Origin of the sequence: Pseudomonas sp. MWU12-2345 (genome assembly GCF_023242385.1) — a bacterium.
In the GTDB taxonomy this organism is placed as follows: domain Bacteria; phylum Pseudomonadota; class Gammaproteobacteria; order Pseudomonadales; family Pseudomonadaceae; genus Aquipseudomonas; species Aquipseudomonas gingeri_D.
This window is the reverse complement of sequence record NZ_JALLJA010000012.1, coordinates 65,175-83,886: the sequence shown is the minus strand read 5'-3', so window position 1 is coordinate 83,886 and position 18,712 is coordinate 65,175. Positions and strand designations below refer to the sequence as shown.

General features: G+C 61.0%; 16 protein-coding genes and 4 tRNA genes. 12 read left to right on the top strand and 8 right to left on the bottom strand.

Annotated features, from left to right (window positions below):
• Positions 1-30 precede the first annotated feature (30 nt).
• Both M5C71_RS22165 and M5C71_RS22160 read left to right on the top strand, forming a co-directional pair.
• On the top strand, positions 31-630 hold the full coding sequence (locus M5C71_RS22165; protein ID WP_103499197.1) for a winged helix-turn-helix domain-containing protein: 600 nt from the start codon (positions 31-33) through the stop codon (positions 628-630).
• Between the two features lie 87 nt (positions 631-717).
• Complete coding sequence (locus M5C71_RS22160) at positions 718-1,740, top strand: quinone-dependent dihydroorotate dehydrogenase (protein ID WP_100940793.1); 1,023 nt, start codon at positions 718-720, stop codon at positions 1,738-1,740.
• 116 nt (positions 1,741-1,856) lie between these two features.
• Here M5C71_RS22160 and M5C71_RS22155 read toward each other — a convergent pair whose 3' ends face one another.
• A complete protein-coding gene (locus tag M5C71_RS22155) occupies positions 1,857-2,072 on the bottom strand; it encodes a ribosome modulation factor (protein ID WP_002553055.1) in 216 nt (71 codons plus the stop codon).
• Between the two features lie 617 nt (positions 2,073-2,689).
• Here M5C71_RS22155 and rlmKL point away from each other — a divergent pair.
• Positions 2,690-4,957, top strand: coding sequence for a bifunctional 23S rRNA (guanine(2069)-N(7))-methyltransferase RlmK/23S rRNA (guanine(2445)-N(2))-methyltransferase RlmL (rlmKL, locus tag M5C71_RS22150; RefSeq protein ID WP_152737147.1), 2,268 nt, complete (start codon positions 2,690-2,692; stop codon positions 4,955-4,957).
• 38 nt (positions 4,958-4,995) lie between these two features.
• Here rlmKL and dacB read toward each other — a convergent pair whose 3' ends face one another.
• On the bottom strand, positions 4,996-6,450 hold the full coding sequence (gene dacB, locus M5C71_RS22145) for a D-alanyl-D-alanine carboxypeptidase/D-alanyl-D-alanine-endopeptidase (protein WP_248768731.1): 1,455 nt from the start codon (positions 6,448-6,450) through the stop codon (positions 4,996-4,998).
• A gap of 231 nt (positions 6,451-6,681) precedes the next feature.
• On the opposite strand from dacB, the gene M5C71_RS22140 reads away from it, so the two are divergent.
• Complete coding sequence (locus tag M5C71_RS22140; RefSeq protein ID WP_152737145.1) at positions 6,682-7,026, top strand: YggL family protein; 345 nt, start codon at positions 6,682-6,684, stop codon at positions 7,024-7,026.
• A gap of 67 nt (positions 7,027-7,093) precedes the next feature.
• On the opposite strand, the gene M5C71_RS22135 is transcribed toward M5C71_RS22140, so the two are convergent.
• Positions 7,094-7,852, bottom strand: a complete 759-nt coding sequence (locus M5C71_RS22135) for a hypothetical protein (RefSeq protein WP_248768730.1) — start codon at positions 7,850-7,852, stop codon at positions 7,094-7,096.
• Positions 7,853-8,195: 343 nt separating this feature from the next.
• Here M5C71_RS22135 and M5C71_RS22130 point away from each other — a divergent pair.
• From M5C71_RS22130 to M5C71_RS22115, 4 genes are all read left to right on the top strand, one after another.
• A tRNA-Glu gene (locus M5C71_RS22130) sits at positions 8,196-8,271 on the top strand.
• Positions 8,272-8,273: 2 nt separating this feature from the next.
• Positions 8,274-8,349 (top strand) — tRNA-Gly (locus tag M5C71_RS22125).
• Between the two features lie 105 nt (positions 8,350-8,454).
• Positions 8,455-8,530, top strand: a tRNA-Glu gene (locus M5C71_RS22120).
• Positions 8,531-8,533: 3 nt separating this feature from the next.
• Positions 8,534-8,609, top strand: a tRNA-Gly gene (locus M5C71_RS22115).
• A gap of 101 nt (positions 8,610-8,710) precedes the next feature.
• On the opposite strand, the gene M5C71_RS22110 is transcribed toward M5C71_RS22115, so the two are convergent.
• Together M5C71_RS22110 and M5C71_RS22105 are read right to left on the bottom strand one after the other, a co-directional pair.
• The gene (locus M5C71_RS22110) at positions 8,711-10,450 is read right to left on the bottom strand and encodes a dipeptidase (protein WP_248768729.1); all 1,740 of its coding nucleotides are present in this window, start codon (positions 10,448-10,450) and stop codon (positions 8,711-8,713) included.
• Positions 10,451-10,628: 178 nt separating this feature from the next.
• Positions 10,629-11,267 (bottom strand): LysE family transporter, encoded by a 639-nt coding sequence (locus M5C71_RS22105; protein ID WP_248768728.1) that lies wholly within the window; start codon positions 11,265-11,267, stop codon positions 10,629-10,631.
• A gap of 103 nt (positions 11,268-11,370) precedes the next feature.
• Here M5C71_RS22105 and M5C71_RS22100 point away from each other — a divergent pair, with 103 nt between their 5' ends.
• A complete protein-coding gene (locus M5C71_RS22100; RefSeq protein ID WP_248768727.1) occupies positions 11,371-12,306 on the top strand; it encodes a LysR family transcriptional regulator in 936 nt (311 codons plus the stop codon).
• Between the two features lie 27 nt (positions 12,307-12,333).
• Here M5C71_RS22100 and M5C71_RS22095 read toward each other — a convergent pair whose 3' ends face one another.
• On the bottom strand, positions 12,334-12,741 hold the full coding sequence (locus M5C71_RS22095; protein WP_100940784.1) for a PA2817 family protein: 408 nt from the start codon (positions 12,739-12,741) through the stop codon (positions 12,334-12,336).
• A 96-nt stretch (positions 12,742-12,837) separates the two neighbouring features.
• Positions 12,838-15,285: an acyl-CoA dehydrogenase gene (locus tag M5C71_RS22090; RefSeq protein WP_103496750.1), complete on the bottom strand. Its 2,448-nt coding sequence runs from the start codon at positions 15,283-15,285 to the stop codon at positions 12,838-12,840.
• Positions 15,286-15,593: 308 nt separating this feature from the next.
• On the opposite strand from M5C71_RS22090, the gene M5C71_RS22085 reads away from it, so the two are divergent.
• From M5C71_RS22085 to M5C71_RS22075, 3 genes are all read left to right on the top strand, one after another.
• A complete protein-coding gene (locus M5C71_RS22085) occupies positions 15,594-16,217 on the top strand; it encodes a glutathione S-transferase (RefSeq protein ID WP_103496751.1) in 624 nt (207 codons plus the stop codon).
• A 133-nt stretch (positions 16,218-16,350) separates the two neighbouring features.
• Positions 16,351-17,283, top strand: a complete 933-nt coding sequence (locus tag M5C71_RS22080) for an ABC transporter ATP-binding protein (RefSeq protein ID WP_103496752.1) — start codon at positions 16,351-16,353, stop codon at positions 17,281-17,283.
• Positions 17,280-18,059, top strand: coding sequence for an ABC transporter permease (locus M5C71_RS22075; protein ID WP_103496753.1), 780 nt, complete (start codon positions 17,280-17,282; stop codon positions 18,057-18,059). Before M5C71_RS22080 ends, M5C71_RS22075 begins: the two co-directional genes overlap by 4 nt.
• A gap of 6 nt (positions 18,060-18,065) precedes the next feature.
• Here the strand turns inward: M5C71_RS22075 and M5C71_RS22070 are convergent, their stop codons facing one another.
• The gene (locus M5C71_RS22070) at positions 18,066-18,587 is read right to left on the bottom strand and encodes a DUF2062 domain-containing protein (RefSeq protein WP_152737138.1); all 522 of its coding nucleotides are present in this window, start codon (positions 18,585-18,587) and stop codon (positions 18,066-18,068) included.
• Positions 18,588-18,712 lie beyond the last annotated feature (125 nt).

Below are 18,712 nucleotides of genomic sequence, written 5' to 3'. Positions count from 1 at the left end.
TACATCTCTATAGAGGATTGCGTCGAGGTTATGGACAGCGCCACTGGAAAGACTCCGCGACAAACCTTCGTCTTTGGCCAATGGATATTGCAAAGCGATGGAAACCTGGTGAGGTGCGGCCGGGGAATTCATCTGCCGCCCAAGGAGTTGCAGGTGCTGCGCCTGTTGCTGGGTTCGGCTGGACGACTGGTGACCAAGGACCGCTTGCTCGACAGCGTCTGGCCGGGCATGGACGCGGCCGAGGAGTCGCTGACGCGCTGTATCTATGTGCTGCGCAAGTTGCTCGAGGAGAGCAAGGGCTATATCGCCACCGTCTACGGCAAGGGCTATCGCTTTACCGGCCCGGTGGTGCCGTTGCTGCCGGTGTTGGGGGACCCTCTGAGCGTCTTGCCGACCGAGCGGGTGGCCACTTGTTGCGAGCCCTGGAGTGCGCTGCAACTGGCCGATACCTGGCTGGCCCTGTCGATGCTGGGGCTGTGTGATCGCGGCGCGGGGGTCGAGCAGGCCCGGGCGGCGGTCGCCCGGGTCCTGGAGCTGGAAGCCGGCAATCACCAGGCGCTGGCCCGCCTGGCCCTGGTCACCAGCCTGCAAGGTTGCGCCGAGGCAACCGCATTGCCGCCTTGCGGATAAGTCGGGCTCGTGGTGCGCCTATGGTTTTTGCCGGGGCCCGGCTATAATCGCCGGCCACTATCGCCGCCATCCGAGTCAAGCCCGCCCATGTATAACCTGGCCCGCCAGTTGTTGTTCAAGTTTTCTCCGGAAGTCTCCCACGATTTGTCCCTGGACCTGATCGGCGCGGGTGGGCGGCTGGGGCTTAACAGCCTGTTGTGCAAGGCTCCGGCGTCGAACCCGGTGACGGTCATGGGCCTGGACTTTCCCAACCCGGTGGGCCTGGCCGCGGGCCTGGACAAGAACGGTGCGGCCATCGACGGTTTTGCCCAACTGGGCTTCGGTTTCGTTGAAATCGGCACGGTGACGCCACGGCCGCAGCCGGGCAATCCGAAACCACGGATCTTCCGCCTGCCCCAGGCCGAGGCGATCATCAATCGCATGGGCTTCAACAACCTGGGGGTGGACAACCTGGTGTCGCGGGTGCGCGCCGCACGCTACAGCGGCATCCTCGGCATCAATATCGGCAAGAACTTCGACACGCCGGTGGAGCGTGCCGTCGATGATTACCTGATCTGCCTGGACAAGGTCTATGCCCATGCCAGCTACGTGACGGTCAACGTCAGTTCGCCGAACACCCCGGGCCTGCGCAGCCTGCAATTCGGCGATTCGCTCAAGCAACTGCTCGAGGCCCTGCGCGTGCGCCAGGCACAGTTGGCCCAGCAGCATGGCAAATACGTCCCGCTGGCGATCAAGATCGCTCCGGACATGACCGACGAAGAGACCGTGCTGGTAGCCCAGGCGTTGCTGGAGTCGGGCATGGACGCGGTGATCGCCACCAACACCACCCTGAGCCGCGTCGGTGTCGAAGGCCTGGCCCATGGCGACGAGGCCGGTGGCCTGTCCGGCGCGCCGGTGCGCGAGAAGAGCACCCATACCGTCAAGGTGCTGGCTGCTGAACTGGCCGGGCGTTTGCCGATCATCGCGGCGGGCGGTATCACCGAGGGGGAGCACGCGGCTGAGAAGATCGCCGCCGGGGCCAGCCTGGTGCAGGTGTATTCGGGGTTCATCTACAAGGGGCCGGCGTTGATTCGCCAGTCGGTGGATGCCATCGCGGCGTTGCGGCGTTAAGCCTGCGGCATTAAAAAGGGCTCCGTAGGAGCCCCTGGGCCGAAGCCCGCCGCCCGGATGGGGCGTGCATGGTAAGTCGGTTGTTGCTCAAATTGTCATGTCGGAATGTGCCCTGATCAGCCGACAGCGTGAAGTTCGTTGAGTCTGTGGATTCCCGCAGTGCCGGTCATACCGTCCCAGTTGTCGCCGCGTCCTTCTCGCCAGCCATTGATCCAGGCTTGGCGCACCGACGGTAGAGTAAAGGGGCAAAGCTCGCGGGATTTGCCATGAACGCCGTATTGATATCCGCGTAAAAATGCTCTTTCCAACGGATCACGCTTAAGTCTTCTCATAGGGTGTTGCCCTCACTGGTTGACTGTTATATGTCCCGTCGACTTCTTGGCGAAGTCGGGCAGAATGCATCTGCCGTTGGTGCTCGCTGCCGGCGTGGCGAGCTCCGCCCCGGTACGAAAAAGCACTTGGGCGATTTCGCGGTAGGGCGGGGTGTTGACGCCATTGCGACGTCAACCTGTTGTGAGTTCTAACCAATGCGCAGGGGCGTGTGAATGACCGTTTTGTCATAAGGACGTAACGATAATGGTGTTAAGGCCATAAGGTGTGATGGCTGTTTGCTCGTATCGCTGGAGAAAACCCAGCTACGATCAGCCCTTAGATGAATGATGAGTTTCATTCTCTACTGCGAATACCGACCCGTTGTCGTCAGGTATTATTCGACGAAGGGTCGCGATGTGACTTTTTGTTACGAGAGTTTTTGTTAAAAAGAGTTTTTATTACGAGAGTTGAGCTGTCCAGGCATCAAGGTTCTTTCAATCCAAGGGTTGAAGGATCTGCCTGGGTGGACAGGCGCAATGGTGCGCCACACGAGCGCTCTTCGAGAAAAGCGCTTGATCGAAACCGAGCGGGCGATGCGTTTGCCCGTTCCTTGAAGGCTATAAGCCCTGGAATTCCCATGTCGGATCGTTACGAACTCTTCCTCACTTGCCCCAAGGGCCTTGAAGGCCTGCTTTTTGAGGAAGCCGTCGGGCTTGGCCTTGAGGAGGCGCGCGAGCACACCTCGGCCATTCGCGGCACGGCCGATATGGAGACCGCCTATCGCCTGTGTCTCTGGTCGCGACTGGCCAACCGCGTGCTGCTGGTGCTCAAGCGCTTCCCGATGAAGGACGCCGAGGATCTTTACCATGGCGTGCTCGACGTCGACTGGCAGGACCATATGGTCTCCGACGGGACCCTGGCCGTTGAGTTCAGCGGTCACGGTTCGGGCATCGACAACACCCATTTCGGTGCCTTGAAGGTCAAGGATGCGATTGTCGACAAGCTGCGCACCCCGACCGGCGAGCGTCCGTCCATCGACAAGATCAGTCCGGACCTGCGCATTCACCTGCGCCTGGACCGTGGCGAGGCGATTCTTTCCCTCGACCTCTCCGGCCACAGCCTGCACCAGCGCGGCTATCGTCTGCAGCAGGGCGCCGCGCCGCTGAAGGAAAACCTCGCGGCGGCGATCCTGATCCGTTCCGGCTGGCCGCGGATTGCCGCCGAAGGCGGGGCCCTGGCCGACCCGATGTGTGGTGTCGGGACCTTCCTGGTGGAAGCCGGGATGATCGCCGCCGATATGGCGCCCAACCTCAACCGCATTCACTGGGGCTTCGACGCCTGGCTCGGGCATGTACCGGCGCTGTGGAAAAAACTTCACGAGGAAGCCACCGTGCGCGCCGAAGCCGGCCTGGCCAAGCCGCCGCTGTGGATTCGTGGTTATGAAGCCGATCCGCGACTGATCCAGCCTGCGCGCAACAACATCGAGCGTGCCGGCCTGAGCGAATGGATCAAGGTCTACCAGGGTGAGGTGGCAACCTTCGAGCCGCGCCCGGACCAGAACCAGACAGGCCTGGTGATCTGCAACCCGCCCTATGGCGAACGCCTGGGCGACGAAGCCAGCCTGCTCTATCTTTACCAGAACCTTGGCGAACGCCTGCGCCAGTCCTGCCTGAACTGGGAGGCGGCGGTGTTCACCGGTGCCCCGGACCTGGGCAAGCGCATGGGCATTCGCAGCCACAAGCAGTATTCGTTCTGGAACGGCGCCTTGCCGTGCAAGCTGTTGTTGATCAAGGTCCTGCCGGATCAGTTCGTCACCGGCGAGCGTCGCACACCGGAACAGCGCCAGATCGAACGCGAGCAGGCTGAAGTCCTGGCGCAGGAAGTGGCTGAAGCACCGAAATTCAACAAGAACGGCAATCCGATCAAGCCAGCGCCGGTTCCCGCGCCAGTGGTCGAGCAGGCGCGCCTGAGCGAAGGCGGGCAGATGTTCGCCAACCGTCTGCAGAAGAACCTCAAGCAGTTGGGCAAGTGGGCCCGGCGTGAAGGCGTCGACTGCTATCGGGTGTATGACGCCGATATGCCGGAATACTCGCTGGCCATCGACCTGTACCACGACTGGGTGCACGTCCAGGAATACGCCGCGCCCAAGTCCATCGACCCGGAAAAGGCCCAGGCCCGACTGTTCGATGCCCTGGCGGCGATTCCCCAGGCGCTGAATGTCGACAAGAGCCGCGTGATCATCAAGCGCCGCGAGCGCCAGAGCGGCACCAAGCAATACGAGCGCCAGAGCGCCCAGGGCAAGTTCACCGAGGTCAACGAAGGTGGCGTCAAGTTGTTGGTCAACCTGACCGATTACCTCGACACCGGTCTGTTTCTCGACCACCGGCCGATGCGCCTGCGGATCCAGAAAGAGGCGGCCGGCAAACGCTTCCTCAACCTGTTCTGCTACACCGCGACCGCCAGTGTGCACGCGGCCAAGGGCGGTGCGCGCACCACCACCAGCGTCGACCTGTCGAAAACCTACCTGGACTGGGCGCGGCGCAACCTGTCGCTCAATGGTTTCTCCGACAAGAACCGCCTGGAGCAGGGGGATGTGATGGCCTGGCTCGAGGCCAGTCGCGATGAGTTCGACCTGATCTTCATCGACCCGCCGACCTTCTCCAACTCCAAGCGCATGGAAGGCGTGTTCGACGTCCAGCGTGACCACGTGCAGTTGCTCGATCTGGCCGTGGCGCGCCTGGCACCGGGCGGCGTGCTGTATTTCTCGAACAACTTCCGCAAGTTCCAGTTGGACGAGCATCTGGCGACACGTTATGCCGTCGAGGAAATCAGTGCCCAGACCCTGGACCCGGATTTCGCCCGCAACAGCAAGATCCACCGCGCCTGGAAAATCAGCGCCCGCTGATCACCACGGATCCCGGGCCCTGATGTCCAGGTCCCGGGTTATTCGTCCGAGCCGGCCACGTTGGGCTGGCGGTACAGGTCCAGCAACACCTGGTCTAGCACCGACGAGGCCCCCCAGGGTTTCGGGTCGTTGAGAATCGCCACCACCGCCCAGGTGGTGCCGTTATCGTCGCGGCTGAAGCCGGCGATGGCACGCACGGTGTTCAGGGTCCCGGTCTTGATATGCGCCTCGCCCCGCATGGCTGTCTGCTTCAGGCGCTTGCGCATGGTGCCGTCGGTACCGACGATCGGCAGCGAACTGATGAACTCCGCGGCATAGGGGCTCTTCCAGGCCGACTGCAGCATGCTCGCCATTTCCCGCGCACTGACCCGTTCGGCACGGGACAGCCCGGAACCGTTCTCCATCACCAGGTGCGGCGCGATAATGCCTTTCTTCGCCAGCCACTGACGCACCACCCGCTGCGCCGCCTTGGCGTCATCGCCGTCGGCATCGTTGCGATACTCCGCCCCCAGGCTCAGGAACAGTTGCTGGGCCATGGTGTTGTTACTGTATTTATTGATGTCGCGGATGATTTCCGTCAGGTCCGGCGAATAGGCCCGGGCCAGCAGGCGTGCGCTCTTGGGCACCACGTCGGAACGGTCCTTGCCATGGATGCTGCCACCCAGTTCCTGCCAGATGGCGCGTACGGCACCGGCGGCGTAGGCCGGATGGTCAAGCAGTGACAGGTAGGTCTGCGAGCTGCAGCCTTCGGCCAGTTGGCCGCTGACGGTGACCAGGGTGCTGCCGTCATCCTGGGCCACCGGGTTGTAGCGCACGTCGCCGGAGCACTGTTTGGCATTGACCGCCTTGACCTGGTTGTCGATACGGATACTGGCAATCGGTGGTTCCACCGAGACCAGTACCTTGCCCGAGTCGTTGCGTGCGACGAAGCGCAGGGCCTTGAGGTTGACCATCAGCGCATCGGGCTTGACCAGGAACGGCTTGTTCTCGTCGTTGCCGTCGTCATTGAACTCCGGCAACTGCGGCTGGATGAAGAAACTGCGGTCGAGGACCAGATCGCCGGTCACCTGGTTCACGCCGTTGGCGCGCAGGTCGCGCATCAGCAGCCAGAGCTTTTCCATGTTCAGCTTCGGATCGCCGCCGCCCTTGAGGTACAGGTTGCCTTGCAGGACGCCGTTGCTCAGGGGGCCATCGGTGTAGAACTCGGTTTTCCACTGATGGTTGGGGCCGAGCATTTCCAGGGCGGCGTAGGTGGTGATCAGCTTCATGGTCGAGGCCGGGTTCACCGACACGTCGGCATTGACCGCGGTGGGCACGCCTGGGCCGTCGAGTGGCACCAGCATCAGGGACAAGGCGTCGTTTTGCAGCTTGCTGGCTTTGAGCGCCTGCTGGACTTTGGGAGAGAGGGTGGTGTTGACGGGCGCTGCGTAAGTGGGGAAGGCCAGGGGAAGGAGAAGGCCGGCGAGCAGCAGCGGACGTAAAGATTTGATCATATGAAGTCGAACCCTACCGTCGAGGGGAAAATACGAGGGCATGTGGACAAAAATCCCTCAATGGTCGTGAAAGTGACGGCATTATGCCCCAAGGCAATCAAGCTTGGGCCGTGGGGCAGTCGCGCATGGCTGATTTTTTTCCGCGGATCGACCAGCTGTCGCCACAGATCCGGGCAATTGCAGCCTTAAACTGATAAAGTGCCGCCCGTTATTACTTTTGAGGATTGTTTCATGGCGACTAACCGTTCCCAGCGTCTGCGCAAAAAGCTGTGCGTCGATGAATTTCAGGAGTTGGGTTTTGAGCTGAACCTGGATTTCAAAGAAGACCTGAGTGAAGAGGCTATCGACGTTTTCCTCGACGCATTCCTGAAAGAAGCGATGGAAGCCAACGGTCTGGGCTATGTCGGCGGCGATGACTACGGTCTGGTTTGCCTGCAGAAGCGTGGCTCGGTCAGCGTTGAACAACGTGCTAACGTTGAAGCCTGGCTCAAGACCCGCAGCGAACTGACCTCCGTTGAAGTCAGCCCGTTGATGGACGTCTGGTACCCGGACAAGCCGATCAATCCGGTCGCCTGATTTCCCGGTCAGTACATAAAAAAACGGACAAGCCTGGCTTGTCCGTTTTTTTATGCCTGGGATTTGATCAATCGTAGATGGCTTTCTTCTTCCAGTCGGCGTCGGCCTCGACGTCCTTCAGGCCCTGGGTCAGTTCGTTGACGTCTTCTTCGGTAGGCTTGATGTTGGTGAGCACCATGGAGTTGGCCCGGGCCAGCAGCTTCTCCATGAAGATCAGCTGTTCGTTATAGACAGCCGGTTCAGGCTGCTTGCGCAGGTATTGCACGCCACGCTCGAAGGCCAGGCGCGCCTGCCCCGGTTGTTCCTGTTGCAGGGCATGCTGGCCGAGGTTGTTGAAGAACTCTATATGCAGCAAGACCAGGATATGCCGCACTTCACGGATCCAGTGCTTGGCTTCGGTGGCGGGGAGGAAACCGTCCTGGGCGGCACGGGTGATCTGGCCGTGCAGGGCTTCAAGGAGGAAACGCACATCCTTGGCCTTGGCTTCGGTCTGGATCGGGCCGGGCGGGTTGTTGATCGGAATCGACTCACCCTGGCTGACCAGCGCCGTGAGTTCGGTCGCCCGAGCCTTCAACTTGCTGTTGGTCTTGTCCATATTCAACAGGCGCTGGTTCACGTTGAGTTCCAGGCGTGTCAGCAGCAGCTTGAGGGCCGGGCTCATCAATTGGCCGGGAAAGGTCTCGGTGATTTCGCCGCAACGACGCAGGCGGTCGTTGAGTTCGACCTTGACTCGGGCCTTCTCGAGTTTGCGGCTTTCAGCCATATGATTGAGGAAGCCGATGGCGATCAGGAGAAAGATCCCGGCTGCGACCAGCAGGGTGATCATGAGTGGTGTCACCGTTAAGACCTCTTCAAGGTGTAATGCGAACGAGTGTAGTGGCTTGGCGTTTTCGCCGATAGCATTGATCGACGCGCTGCATGGCGCCTGGGATAGAGCACATCGCCACTATTTCCCTCGATCACTATAGCGTCTTGTCGGGCGCCAGAATATAGGCGCCAAGGGGCAGACGCGAGGGGCGTCGGGAAAGGCCTGTAAAGGGTGGCGAAGTCATTGATTTAAATAAATTTATCCTTGGGGGTTGACGACCCTTCGATCCATCCATAGAATGCGCGCCACTTGCAGCGTAAAGCACACAGCGAAGCGCGGCAGGGAGTGAATGTTGTAGTGTGTCCCCTTCGTCTAGTGGCCTAGGACACCGCCCTTTCACGGCGGTAACAGGGGTTCGAGTCCCCTAGGGGACGCCATTGCGGGAATAGCTCAGTTGGTAGAGCACGACCTTGCCAAGGTCGGGGTCGCGAGTTCGAGTCTCGTTTCCCGCTCCATTTTTAAACAGCACTGCTTTCGGGCGGGGCTGAGTGAAACCAGAACCGATCTCTTCGGAGTCGGATTTGGGCACTGAAATACACACCATGTGTTTCAGTTAGCGTGTCCCCTTCGTCTAGTGGCCTAGGACACCGCCCTTTCACGGCGGTAACAGGGGTTCGAGTCCCCTAGGGGACGCCATTTGCGGGAATAGCTCAGTTGGTAGAGCACGACCTTGCCAAGGTCGGGGTCGCGAGTTCGAGTCTCGTTTCCCGCTCCATATTCAACAAAAACGCCGCTCAGTGATGAGCGGCGTTTTTGTTTGTGCGTGATTTATCTATTAAGGCAGTGGACCCGCCCCATGGCGGGTCCTGAGAGGGATCAGAGCTTGGGCAACTGCCCGATGCGTCCCATCATCTCGGTCACGATCTGCAAGTCCAGGAGGAACTGGTCGACCGTCTTGAACTCGTTATCGGTGTGGCCGGTGTACTTGACTTCGGGTCTGGCCAGGCCGAACTGCACGCCATTGGGCAATTCATGGACCGAGGTCGCGCCGGCCGAGGTGCCGAACTTGTGTTCCATGCCCAGGTTCTCGCTGGCCACGGCCAGCAATGCCTTGACCCATTCACCCTCGGGGTTGCGGTACATCGGTTCGGCGATCGAATAGCTGAAGGCGGGTGCAATGTGGGTCTTTTGGCTCCAAGTGCTCAGCTTGCCGGCGATTTCGCCTTTGAGCGTTTCCGGAGATTTGCCCTTCGGCACCCGCAGGTTGACTGCGAGCTTGAAGGTCTTTTCATCCATCCCGACATAGGTCAGGGACGCCGTCAGCGGTCCCATGAAGGCATCGGAAAAGCCCACGCCCAATTTACCACCCAGGTAGTCCAGGCCCCAGTTGTCGGCGGCGTAGCGAGCAGCGTCGGTGATGTGGTTGTGCTTGAGCGCAACCTTGCCGTCCAGGCTATTGATGAAGTCCAGCATCCTCGCCACCGGGTTGACCCCTGACTCGGGCTCGGAGGAGTGGGCGGAAACGCCGGTGACCGTGAGCTTGACCTCCTTGCCGATGACTTTGGCGCTGATCTCGAAGTTGCCGCCATTGCGCTTGGCATAGTCAGTACCGGCCTGCTGCAGGCTGGCGGCCAGTTCGGCGGGCTTGTCACTCGCCAGGGTGGCGACCGATGTCGAGGGTATCTGGTTGGTGCCCATGCCCCCGGTCAGCGAGAGGATTTCCGCGCCTTTGCCCTCGGCCTGGCGTCGGGCAAAGTTGGCCATGACCGTGCCGTAGCCTTTCTCGGCAATCACCACCGGGTAGCCGCCGTCCAGCGCCAGATTGTAGTTGGGGACCGGATTGTGTTTGAAGTAATAGGGGATGGCGTCGCCGCTGGTCTCTTCGGTGGTGTCCACCAGCAGTTTGAAGTTTCTCGCCAGTGGCAGCTTTTCTTCCTTGATGATTTTCATGGCGTAGAGCGCCACCACGATGCCGTTCTTGTCATCCTCGGTGCCCCGGCCATACATGCGGTCGCCGATCAGGGTGACCTTGAACGGGTCGAGGCGGGTGCCGTCTTTCAGTACCCAGTTTTCCGGCGTCACCGGCACCACGTCGGCATGGGCGTGAATGCCCACGACTTCATCGCCGCTGCCATCCAGGGAAACTTCATAGACGCGGTTGTCGATGTTGCGAAAGTTCAGGTTGAAGGCCTGGGCCAGATCCTTGATTTTTTCGCCGATCCTGATGAATTCGGGATTCTCGTGCTGGGCCACGCCGTCCACGCGGAAGGTCGGGATGGCTACCAGCTCGCGCAAGGTCTCGGTAGCCGCATTGCCGTATTTCACCCGTGCATAAAGGCCCAGCAGGCGATGGATCTCATTTTGCTGTTCGGGGGAAAGGGTCTTGTTGTCGAGGAAGGCGCTGATGGCCGGACCGAGGTCGTCGGTCTTGGCCAGCTCGCTCTTGCCCAGACGTGCGAGGAACTGCCTGAAATCCGTGACCGATGCGTCATTCAGGGTGCTGAGGATGGCCGCGTTCTGTTGGGGGGCGATGTTGGCTTGTGCGGGCGTGGTGAACAACGAAAGGCTGGTCAGCATCAGGGTGGTGGTGGCCAGGTGTTTGAGTGGGAAATTCATTGCGGGAAGCATTCCTTTGCAAGCAGTTTGTGAGAGATATCTGATCGATAGGACAGATATTTTTCCAAACTAACACCATAGGGCCGCTGTACGGGAGCCCCTTGGCGTGGGATTTTTCTTAAGGAAATGCAAACTGCGCTGGATTTTTTCCCGCTCAAAGGCCTCGTCGGTGGGCTGCTTATAAAGACAGCATCAGGCGCCCGGCAAACAGAATCAGCACCACGCCCATGGTGCGTTCGAACCAGTGGCCCATCTTCAGGAATGCCTGGCGGACCCGTTCGCTGGAAAACAGCAGGCTGACCAGGATGAACCAGAGTGCATTGACGCTGCACATCCACAGGCCATAGAGCGCCTGGATTTCCAGCGGGGTCGAGGCGCTGACCACCGTGGTGAAGATCGCCAGGAAGAATAGGGTGGCCTTGGGGTTGGTGGCATTGGTCAGGAAGCCGACCATAAAGGCCTTGGCCGGGCTCTGTCGCGGAAGTTCATCGGCGGTCTGGCCGAAATCCGCGCGCGCCGCCCGGGCTTTGCTGCGCAGCAGGTTGATGCCCAGGTAGAGGATGTAGCCGCCGCCGATCACCTTGGCGACGTTCAGCAGCCAGGGTGCGCTGTGCATCAAGACGCCGACGCCGAGCAGGGTATAGAGCACATGCACCGAGATCCCGGCACCGATGCCGAGGGCGGTGATCACGCCGATCAGCCGGCCAAAGCGCACGCTCTGACGGATGGTCACGGCGAAATCGGGGCCAGGGGCGACCACGGCGAGAAAGTGAATGGCCGCCAGGGCGAGGAATTCGTTCAAATAGTGGGGATTCATGGTGATTCCGGGATGAATGGTCGTCAGGTCGGTTGGGTGTCGCCAGTATAAAAAGGCTGTTAGCCTGTGATAATCCGATCAAATATCAATGGACCTGTGCGTCATGAGCATCAATCTGCCGCTGGCGTTGCTGAGCGAAATGGCGACTTTCGTCAAGGTGGTCGAGACCGGTAGTTTCTCGGAGGCCGCGCGCCAGCTCGGTTTATCGCCCTCGGCGGTGAGTCGCTCGATTTCCCGTCTGGAAAAGGCCCTGGCGACCCGCCTGCTGCAGCGCACCACACGCAAATTGCGGCTGAGCGACAGCGGCGAGGAGACCTTCAAGCGCTGTCGGGAAATGGTCAGTGCGGCGCGATCGGTGATGGAGATCAGTGGTCAGTACACCCACGAGGCCCAGGGGCTGGTTCGGGTCAGCGTGCCGAAGGCGGTGGGGCGTTTTGTCGTGCATCCGCATATGCCGGAGTTTCTGCGGCGTTATCCACAGGTGGATGTGCAGATGATTCTCGAAGATCGACCGGTGGACCTGATCGAGGACAATGTCGACCTGATCCTGCGTATTACCGATCATCCGCCGGTCGGCCTGGTAGGGCGCCAGTTGATGCCCATCGAGCATCTGCTCTGCGCGACGCCGCAGTACCTGGCTGAACACGGCACGCCGCAGCACCCCCATGACCTGCTGGAGCACAGTTGCATCTATCTGGGGGACACGCCCAATGACGCGCGCTGGAAGTTCAGGCAGGGCTGCAAGTCGGTGACCGTCGGGGTCCGCGGGCGTTATGCGGCCAATCACACGGGGGTGCGGCTGGATGCGGTGTTGCAGCATATCGGCATTGGCAGCCTGCCGTATTTCACGGCGCGGCATGCCCTGGAGCAGGGCTTGATCGTCCAGGTGTTGCCGGCCTGGACGTTTCTGGCCTCCTATCATGGCGGCCTTTGGCTGCTGTATACGCCGACGCCCTACCTGTCGCCGAAGTTGCGGGTGTTTATCGACTACCTGGTGGAGCGCCTGGCCCGGGAGACGACATTGCGCAAGGCGCTGTAGGCTCCCAGCCTGATGGAGCGGCTTGTATCAGTGCTTGCTGTCCTGGGTCGAGAGCGCCAGCAACTGCTTTTCCTGGTTCCAGTCGAACGGTTCGTCGTTCTGCTCGGCTTCATAGCGGCGCTCTTCCAGCGCCTGGTATAGCTCCAGTTCGTCATCCGGCATGTAATGCAGGCAGTCACCGCCAAAAAACCACAGCAGGTCGCGGGGTACCAGGTGGGCAATTTGCGGATAACGCAGGATCACCTGGCACAGCAGGTCCTGGCCCAGGTACTGGCTTTCCACCGGTTCAACCGGCAGTTGCGCGCGCAACTCATCGAAACGTTCGAGGAACAGCGCGTGACTTTCTTCGGGGACCTGCTCGGCTTCGCCGACGGCGACCAGAATGCTGCGCAGGTGGTCGAGCAGGACCAGGTGATCGGCAACGAGGTTGGACATGACAGGGGGCCTCAAGGGTAAAACGGGCGCGAGAGTATAAGGCTCTCGGCGCCCGTTGTCGTGTCAGGCTCCGTAGCAGGCACCTGACCCGCGCACCTAGCGGACCTTGCCTTTGCCAGGGCGCAGTTCTTCCTTGCTGAAATCATCCACGTCGATCACCTTGCGCCGGGCAGCTTCTGCCTGGCGCAGGCTTTCGGCTTCGGCCGGTTGCAATACGCCGGCCTCCAGGGCGGCATCGATGGCCGACTCTTCGGCACGTGGCTTGACCTGGCCGCTCTTGAGCGCGCTGTGCAGTTTTTTCTGCAGCTCATGACTGGCGCCCAGCAAATCGTAGGCGTGTTGCAGGGCTCCAACCGGATCGCTCGCCGATTGCGGGCGGTAGCAGCCTTCAAGCACGGCTTCCAGTGCCGGATCGCCCTTGGCCCGACCGAGCACCGCAGCGACTTCGGCATCCAACTCGTCGCAAGGGCCGGTATGTCGACGACCGAAGGGGAATACCACCACTCGCAGCAGGCAGCCGAGCACGCGGTTCGGGAAGTTTTTCAGCAACTCGTCGAGGGCCCGTTCGGAGTGTCCGAGGCTCTCTTCCATGGCCCAGGTGAACAGCGGTTGCAGATACTCCGGGGAGTCCAGGTCGTGATAACGCTTGAGCGCCGCCGACGCCAGGTACAAATGGCTGAGTACATCCCCCAGGCGTGCCGACAGCCGTTCGCGACGCTTCAATTCGCCGCCCAGCAGCATCATGCACAGGTCCGCCAGCAGGGCGAACGCCGCCGCCTGGCGATTCAACGCGCGGAAATAACCCTGGCTCAGGCGATTGCCCGGCGCCGCTTCGAAGTGCCCGAGCCCGAGATTCAGGACCAGGGTGCTGGCGGCATTGCTGACGGCAAAGCCGATATGATCGAGCAGCAACTTGTCGAATTCCACCAGCGCCTGGTCGTGATCCTCGCGGGCGGCCAGGGCCATTTCCTTGAGGACGAAGGGATGGCAGCGAATCGCGCCCTGGCCGAAGATCATCAGGTTGCGCGACAGGATGTTCGCCCCTTCCACCGTGATGAAGATCGGCGCGCCCTGCCAACTGCGGCCCAGGTAGTTGTTCGGACCCATGATGATGCCTTTGCCGCCGTGCACATCCATGGCATGGCCGATGCACTCGCGACCGCGTTCGGTCAGGTGATACTTGAGAATCGCCGAGAGCACCGAGGGTTTCTCACCGAGGTCGACGGCATTGGCCGTGAGCATCCGCGCGCTGTCCATCAGCCAGGCGTTGCCACCGATGCGGGCCAGGGCTTCCTGGATGCCCTCGAAGGCGGCCAGCGGCACGTTGAACTGTTCGCGGACCTGGCTGTACTGGCCGGTCACCAGGCTGGTGAACTTGGCCGCGCCGGTACCCACCGCCGGCAGGGAGATCGAGCGACCCACCGACAGGCAGTTCATCAGCATCATCCAGCCCTTGCCGAGCATGTCCTGGCCGCCGATCAGGAACGACAACGGGATGAACACGTCCTTGCCCGAGTTCGGGCCGTTCATGAAGGCCGCGCCGAGGGGCAGGTGGCGCCGGCCGATCTCGACCCCCGGGGTGTCGGTGGGAATCAGCGCGAGGCTGATGCCCAGGTCTTCCTCTTCGCCCAGCAGATGCTCCGGGTCATGGGCCTTGAAGGCCAGCCCGAGCAAGGTCGCCACCGGGCCGAGGGTGATGTAGCGCTTTTCCCAGTTCAGGCGCAGGCCGAGGACTTCCTCGCCTTGCCATTGGCCCTTGCAGATCACCCCAGTGTCCGGCATGGAGCCAGCATCGGAGCCGGCCAGCGGCCCGGTCAGGGCAAAGCAGGGGATATCGTCGCCGCGGGCCAGGCGTGGCAGGTAGTGATTGCGTTGTTCATCGGTACCGTAATGCAGCAGCAGTTCGGCCGGGCCCAGGGAATTGGGTACCATCACGGTGGAGGCGAGGTCGCCGCTGCGGGTCGCCAGTTTCATCGCCACCTGGGAGTGGGCATAGGCTGAAAAGCCCTTGCCGCCGAACTCCTTGGGGATGATCAGGGCAAAGAAGCCGTGCTCCTTGATATGCGCCCAGGCTTTGGGCGGCAGGTCCATGGCCTGGCCGATCTGCCAGTCGCTGACCATGGCGCAGAGTTCTTCGGTCGGCCCGTCGATAAACGCCTGTTCTTCCTCGCTCAACCGGACCTTCGGATAGGCCAGCAGCTTGTTCCAGTCCGGGCGCCCGCTGAACAGTTCGCCATCCCACCAGACGGTACCGGCGTCGATGGCATCGCGCTCGGTCTCGGACATGGGCGGCAGGACCTTGCGGAACCAGGCGAACAGTGGGGCAGTGAACAGCCTGCGGCGCAGGTCGGGCAGCAACAGCGCGGCCGCGACTACCGCCAGCAACACCCACAGCACCTGCATCAGAGCGCCCGGTCCATGGCCGAACCGGCCCATCGCGATCAGGTAGACGGCGACTATGCCGAGTACGGGAAGCGGGGCGATTCGGCGATGCGCCAGCCAGGCGACGCCGATCACCAGTACCAGTATCCACAACAGCAGCATATTCAATCCTCCATAAAGACAGCGCCAAAGCACCGATTGAGCTTAGTCGGCATCCGGTAAACAGGGCTTGGGGATGTGTGTTCAAATCTGTAGGCACATGTTTACAAGTGTAACGGCCCGGGCGGCCTGGTCTAAAAGTGAGCAGGCTACCGATAGTGACCGTCCCGTGTCGGTGGAGTTCGTCGATTTCGTCACGCTCTGCATCACGACGCGTGTTATCCGCTCTGCTGCTTTCCTCGTGCGCAAGGATTTGAGCCTGCGCTGTTCGGGCGTAGACTGCGTCGGCATTTATCCATAGAGAGGCGGTCATGCTGAAAATCTGGGGTAGGAAAAATTCGTCGAACGTCAGAAAAGCCTTGTGGTGTGCCGAGGAACTTGGCCTGCCTTACGAGTCTCTGGATGCCGGCGGAGCGTTCGGTGTCGTCGATACACCCGAATATCGTGCGAAGAACCCGAACAAGCTGGTGCCGATGATCGAGGACGGTGATTTTGTCCTCTGGGAATCGAACACCATCGTGCGCTACCTGACCGCCAAGCATGCCGCCGGCTCCCACTGGTTCTCCAATGATCTGCAGGCACGGGCCCAGGCGGACAAGTGGATGGACTGGACCACCTCATCCTTTGCCACCCCGTTTCGCGGGGTGTTCTGGGGTGTATTGCGGACCCCCGCCGAGCAACAGGATTGGGCCGCGATCAACGCTTCGCTGAAGATCTGCGCCGACCTGTTGCTGCGGGTCGATGCGGTGCTGGCCGAGCAACCCTACCTGTCGGGTGACGAGATCGGCATGGGGGATATTCCCCTCGGCAGCTTTATCTATGCCTGGTTCGAAATGCCTATCGAACGCCCGCCGATGCCTCATTTGAGTGCCTGGTACGAACGCCTGAAACAGCGTCCGGCCTATCAGCGGGCGGTCATGACCGCGTTGACTTAATAGCCACTATTAACGCCGGTTGCTGTACTTGTGCGGCGAGGCCAAGCACCATGAGCCTGGTTCGCCGCCGTTGCATTCAAAACGGTGTGCCCTTATTTAGTTCTTTCCTCCCTTCTTGGTGCATGAATCCGATATGAGTTCCGCTCTGTCCATCCGGCAGCTAACCAAAACCTACGGCAACGGTTTCCAGGCCCTGAGTGGTATCGATCTGGATGTCGCCGAAGGTGATTTCTTCGCCTTGCTCGGCCCTAACGGTGCCGGCAAATCCACGACCATCGGCATCCTCTCGACCCTGGTGAACAAGACCGGCGGTACGGTGAAGGTGTTCGGTCACGACCTGGATCGCGAACCCGCCGCACTCAAGCGCTGCATTGGCGTGGTGCCGCAGGAGTTCAATTTCAACCAGTTCGAGAAGACCTTCGATATCGTCGTGACCCAGGCCGGGTACTACGGCATTCCGGCGAAAATCGCCAAGGAACGCGCCGAGCAGTACCTGACCCAACTGGGCCTGTGGGACAAGCGCGACGTGCCGTCGCGGTCGTTGTCCGGCGGCATGAAGCGCCGGCTGATGATCGCCCGGGCGCTGGTGCATGAACCGCGCCTGCTGATCCTCGACGAGCCGACCGCCGGGGTCGACATCGAACTGCGTCGTTCGATGTGGACCTTCCTCACCGAGCTGAACCAGAAAGGCATCACCATCATCCTCACCACCCACTACCTGGAGGAGGCTGAACAGTTGTGCCGCAATATCGGCATCATCGATCACGGCACCATCGTCGAAAACACCAGCATGCGCCAGTTGCTCAGCCAACTGCATGTGGAGACCTTCCTGCTCGACCTGAAGAATGACCTGCAGCAGCCGCCCCAGCTGATCGGCTATCCGAGCAAGCTGCTCGACAGTCGCACCCTGGAAGTCCAGGTCGACAAGGCGGTGGGCATCACCGCGCTGTTCGGGCAACTGGCCACGCAGCAGGTCGAAGTCCTGAGCCTGCGTAACAAAACCAATCGCCTCGAGGAGCTGTTCGTGTCCCTGGTGGAAAAAAACCTGTCGAAGGTGGCGGTATGAGTTCGGAACTGCAGCCCAACCTGGTCGCCCTCAACACCATCGTTTACCGCGAAGTCCGGCGTTTTACCCGGATCTGGCCGCAGACCCTGCTACCGCCGGCCATCACCATGGTCCTGTACTTCGTGATCTTCGGTAACCTGATCGGCAGGCAGATCGGCGGCATGGGTGGTTTCACCTATATGGAGTACATCGTGCCAGGCCTGATCATGATGTCGGTGATCACCAACTCCTACGGCAACGTGGTCTCGAGTTTCTTCGGCAGCAAGTTCCAGCGTTCCATCGAGGAATTGATGGTTTCGCCGGTCTCGCCCCATACCATCCTGATCGGCTACACCCTGGGCGGTGTGCTGCGCGGGCTGATGGTGGGGATTATCGTGACCTTGCTGTCGCTGTTCTTCACCGATTTGCAGGTCCATCACCTGGGCGTGACCGTGCTGGTGGTGGTACTGACGGCGACGATCTTCTCGCTGCTGGGGTTTATCAACGCAGTCTTTGCACGTAACTTCGACGATATCTCGATTATCCCGACCTTCGTGCTGACGCCGCTGACCTACCTCGGTGGGGTGTTCTACTCGATTACCCTGCTGCCGCCGTTCTGGCAGACCGTGTCGCTGGCCAACCCGGTGCTGCACATGGTCAACGCCTTCCGCTACGGCATTCTCGGGGTGTCGGACATCCGCATCAGCGTGGCCATCACCTTTATGGTCGTGGCGACCCTGGCCCTCTACATCGGTTGTGCGCGGCTGCTGGTCAGCGGCCGCGGTATGCGCCAGTAACGGGTTTCATGGATGACGGCGTCGTTCCAGGCGCCGCTTCCATTGCCTGGCCACCCACCAGCGCCAGTAGCTCATGGTCAGGTAATAACCCAGGGCGCCCAGCGCCACTCCCAATACCAGCGAACCCAGCAACAGCGGTTGCCAGAGCGTCGACAGCTGCCCGCTGATCCAGGCCCAGGTCAATTCATCCGGCAGGCCGCGGGGCGGCACGTGCAGCAACCAGGCACCGAGCTGGTAGGCGCAATAGAAAATCGGCGGGATCGTCAGTGGATTGGTCAGCCACACCAGGCTGACGGCAATCGGCATATTGCCGCGCACGAGAATCGCCAGAAATGCCGCCAGCAGCATCTGCAAGGGCATCGGCATCAAGGCCGCGAACAAGCCCACCGCCATGGCCCGTGCCACCGAGTGCCGATTGAGGTGCCAGAGGTTCGGATCGTGGAGCAGGGGACCGAAAAAACGTAAGTGTTTGTGTTCCCTGATGCGGGTCGGGTCCGGCATGTAGCGTTTGAATAAGCGACGCGGCATAAGGCTTCTCGGGCAGTTCAGGCGGGCAGTATGCCCGGATTTTACGGGCGGCCGATTCAGACTTTGTGACAGTAAATAAAGCACCGTCCGCATAACCCGGCTATTCCGAGAGCTGAACGGGTTCA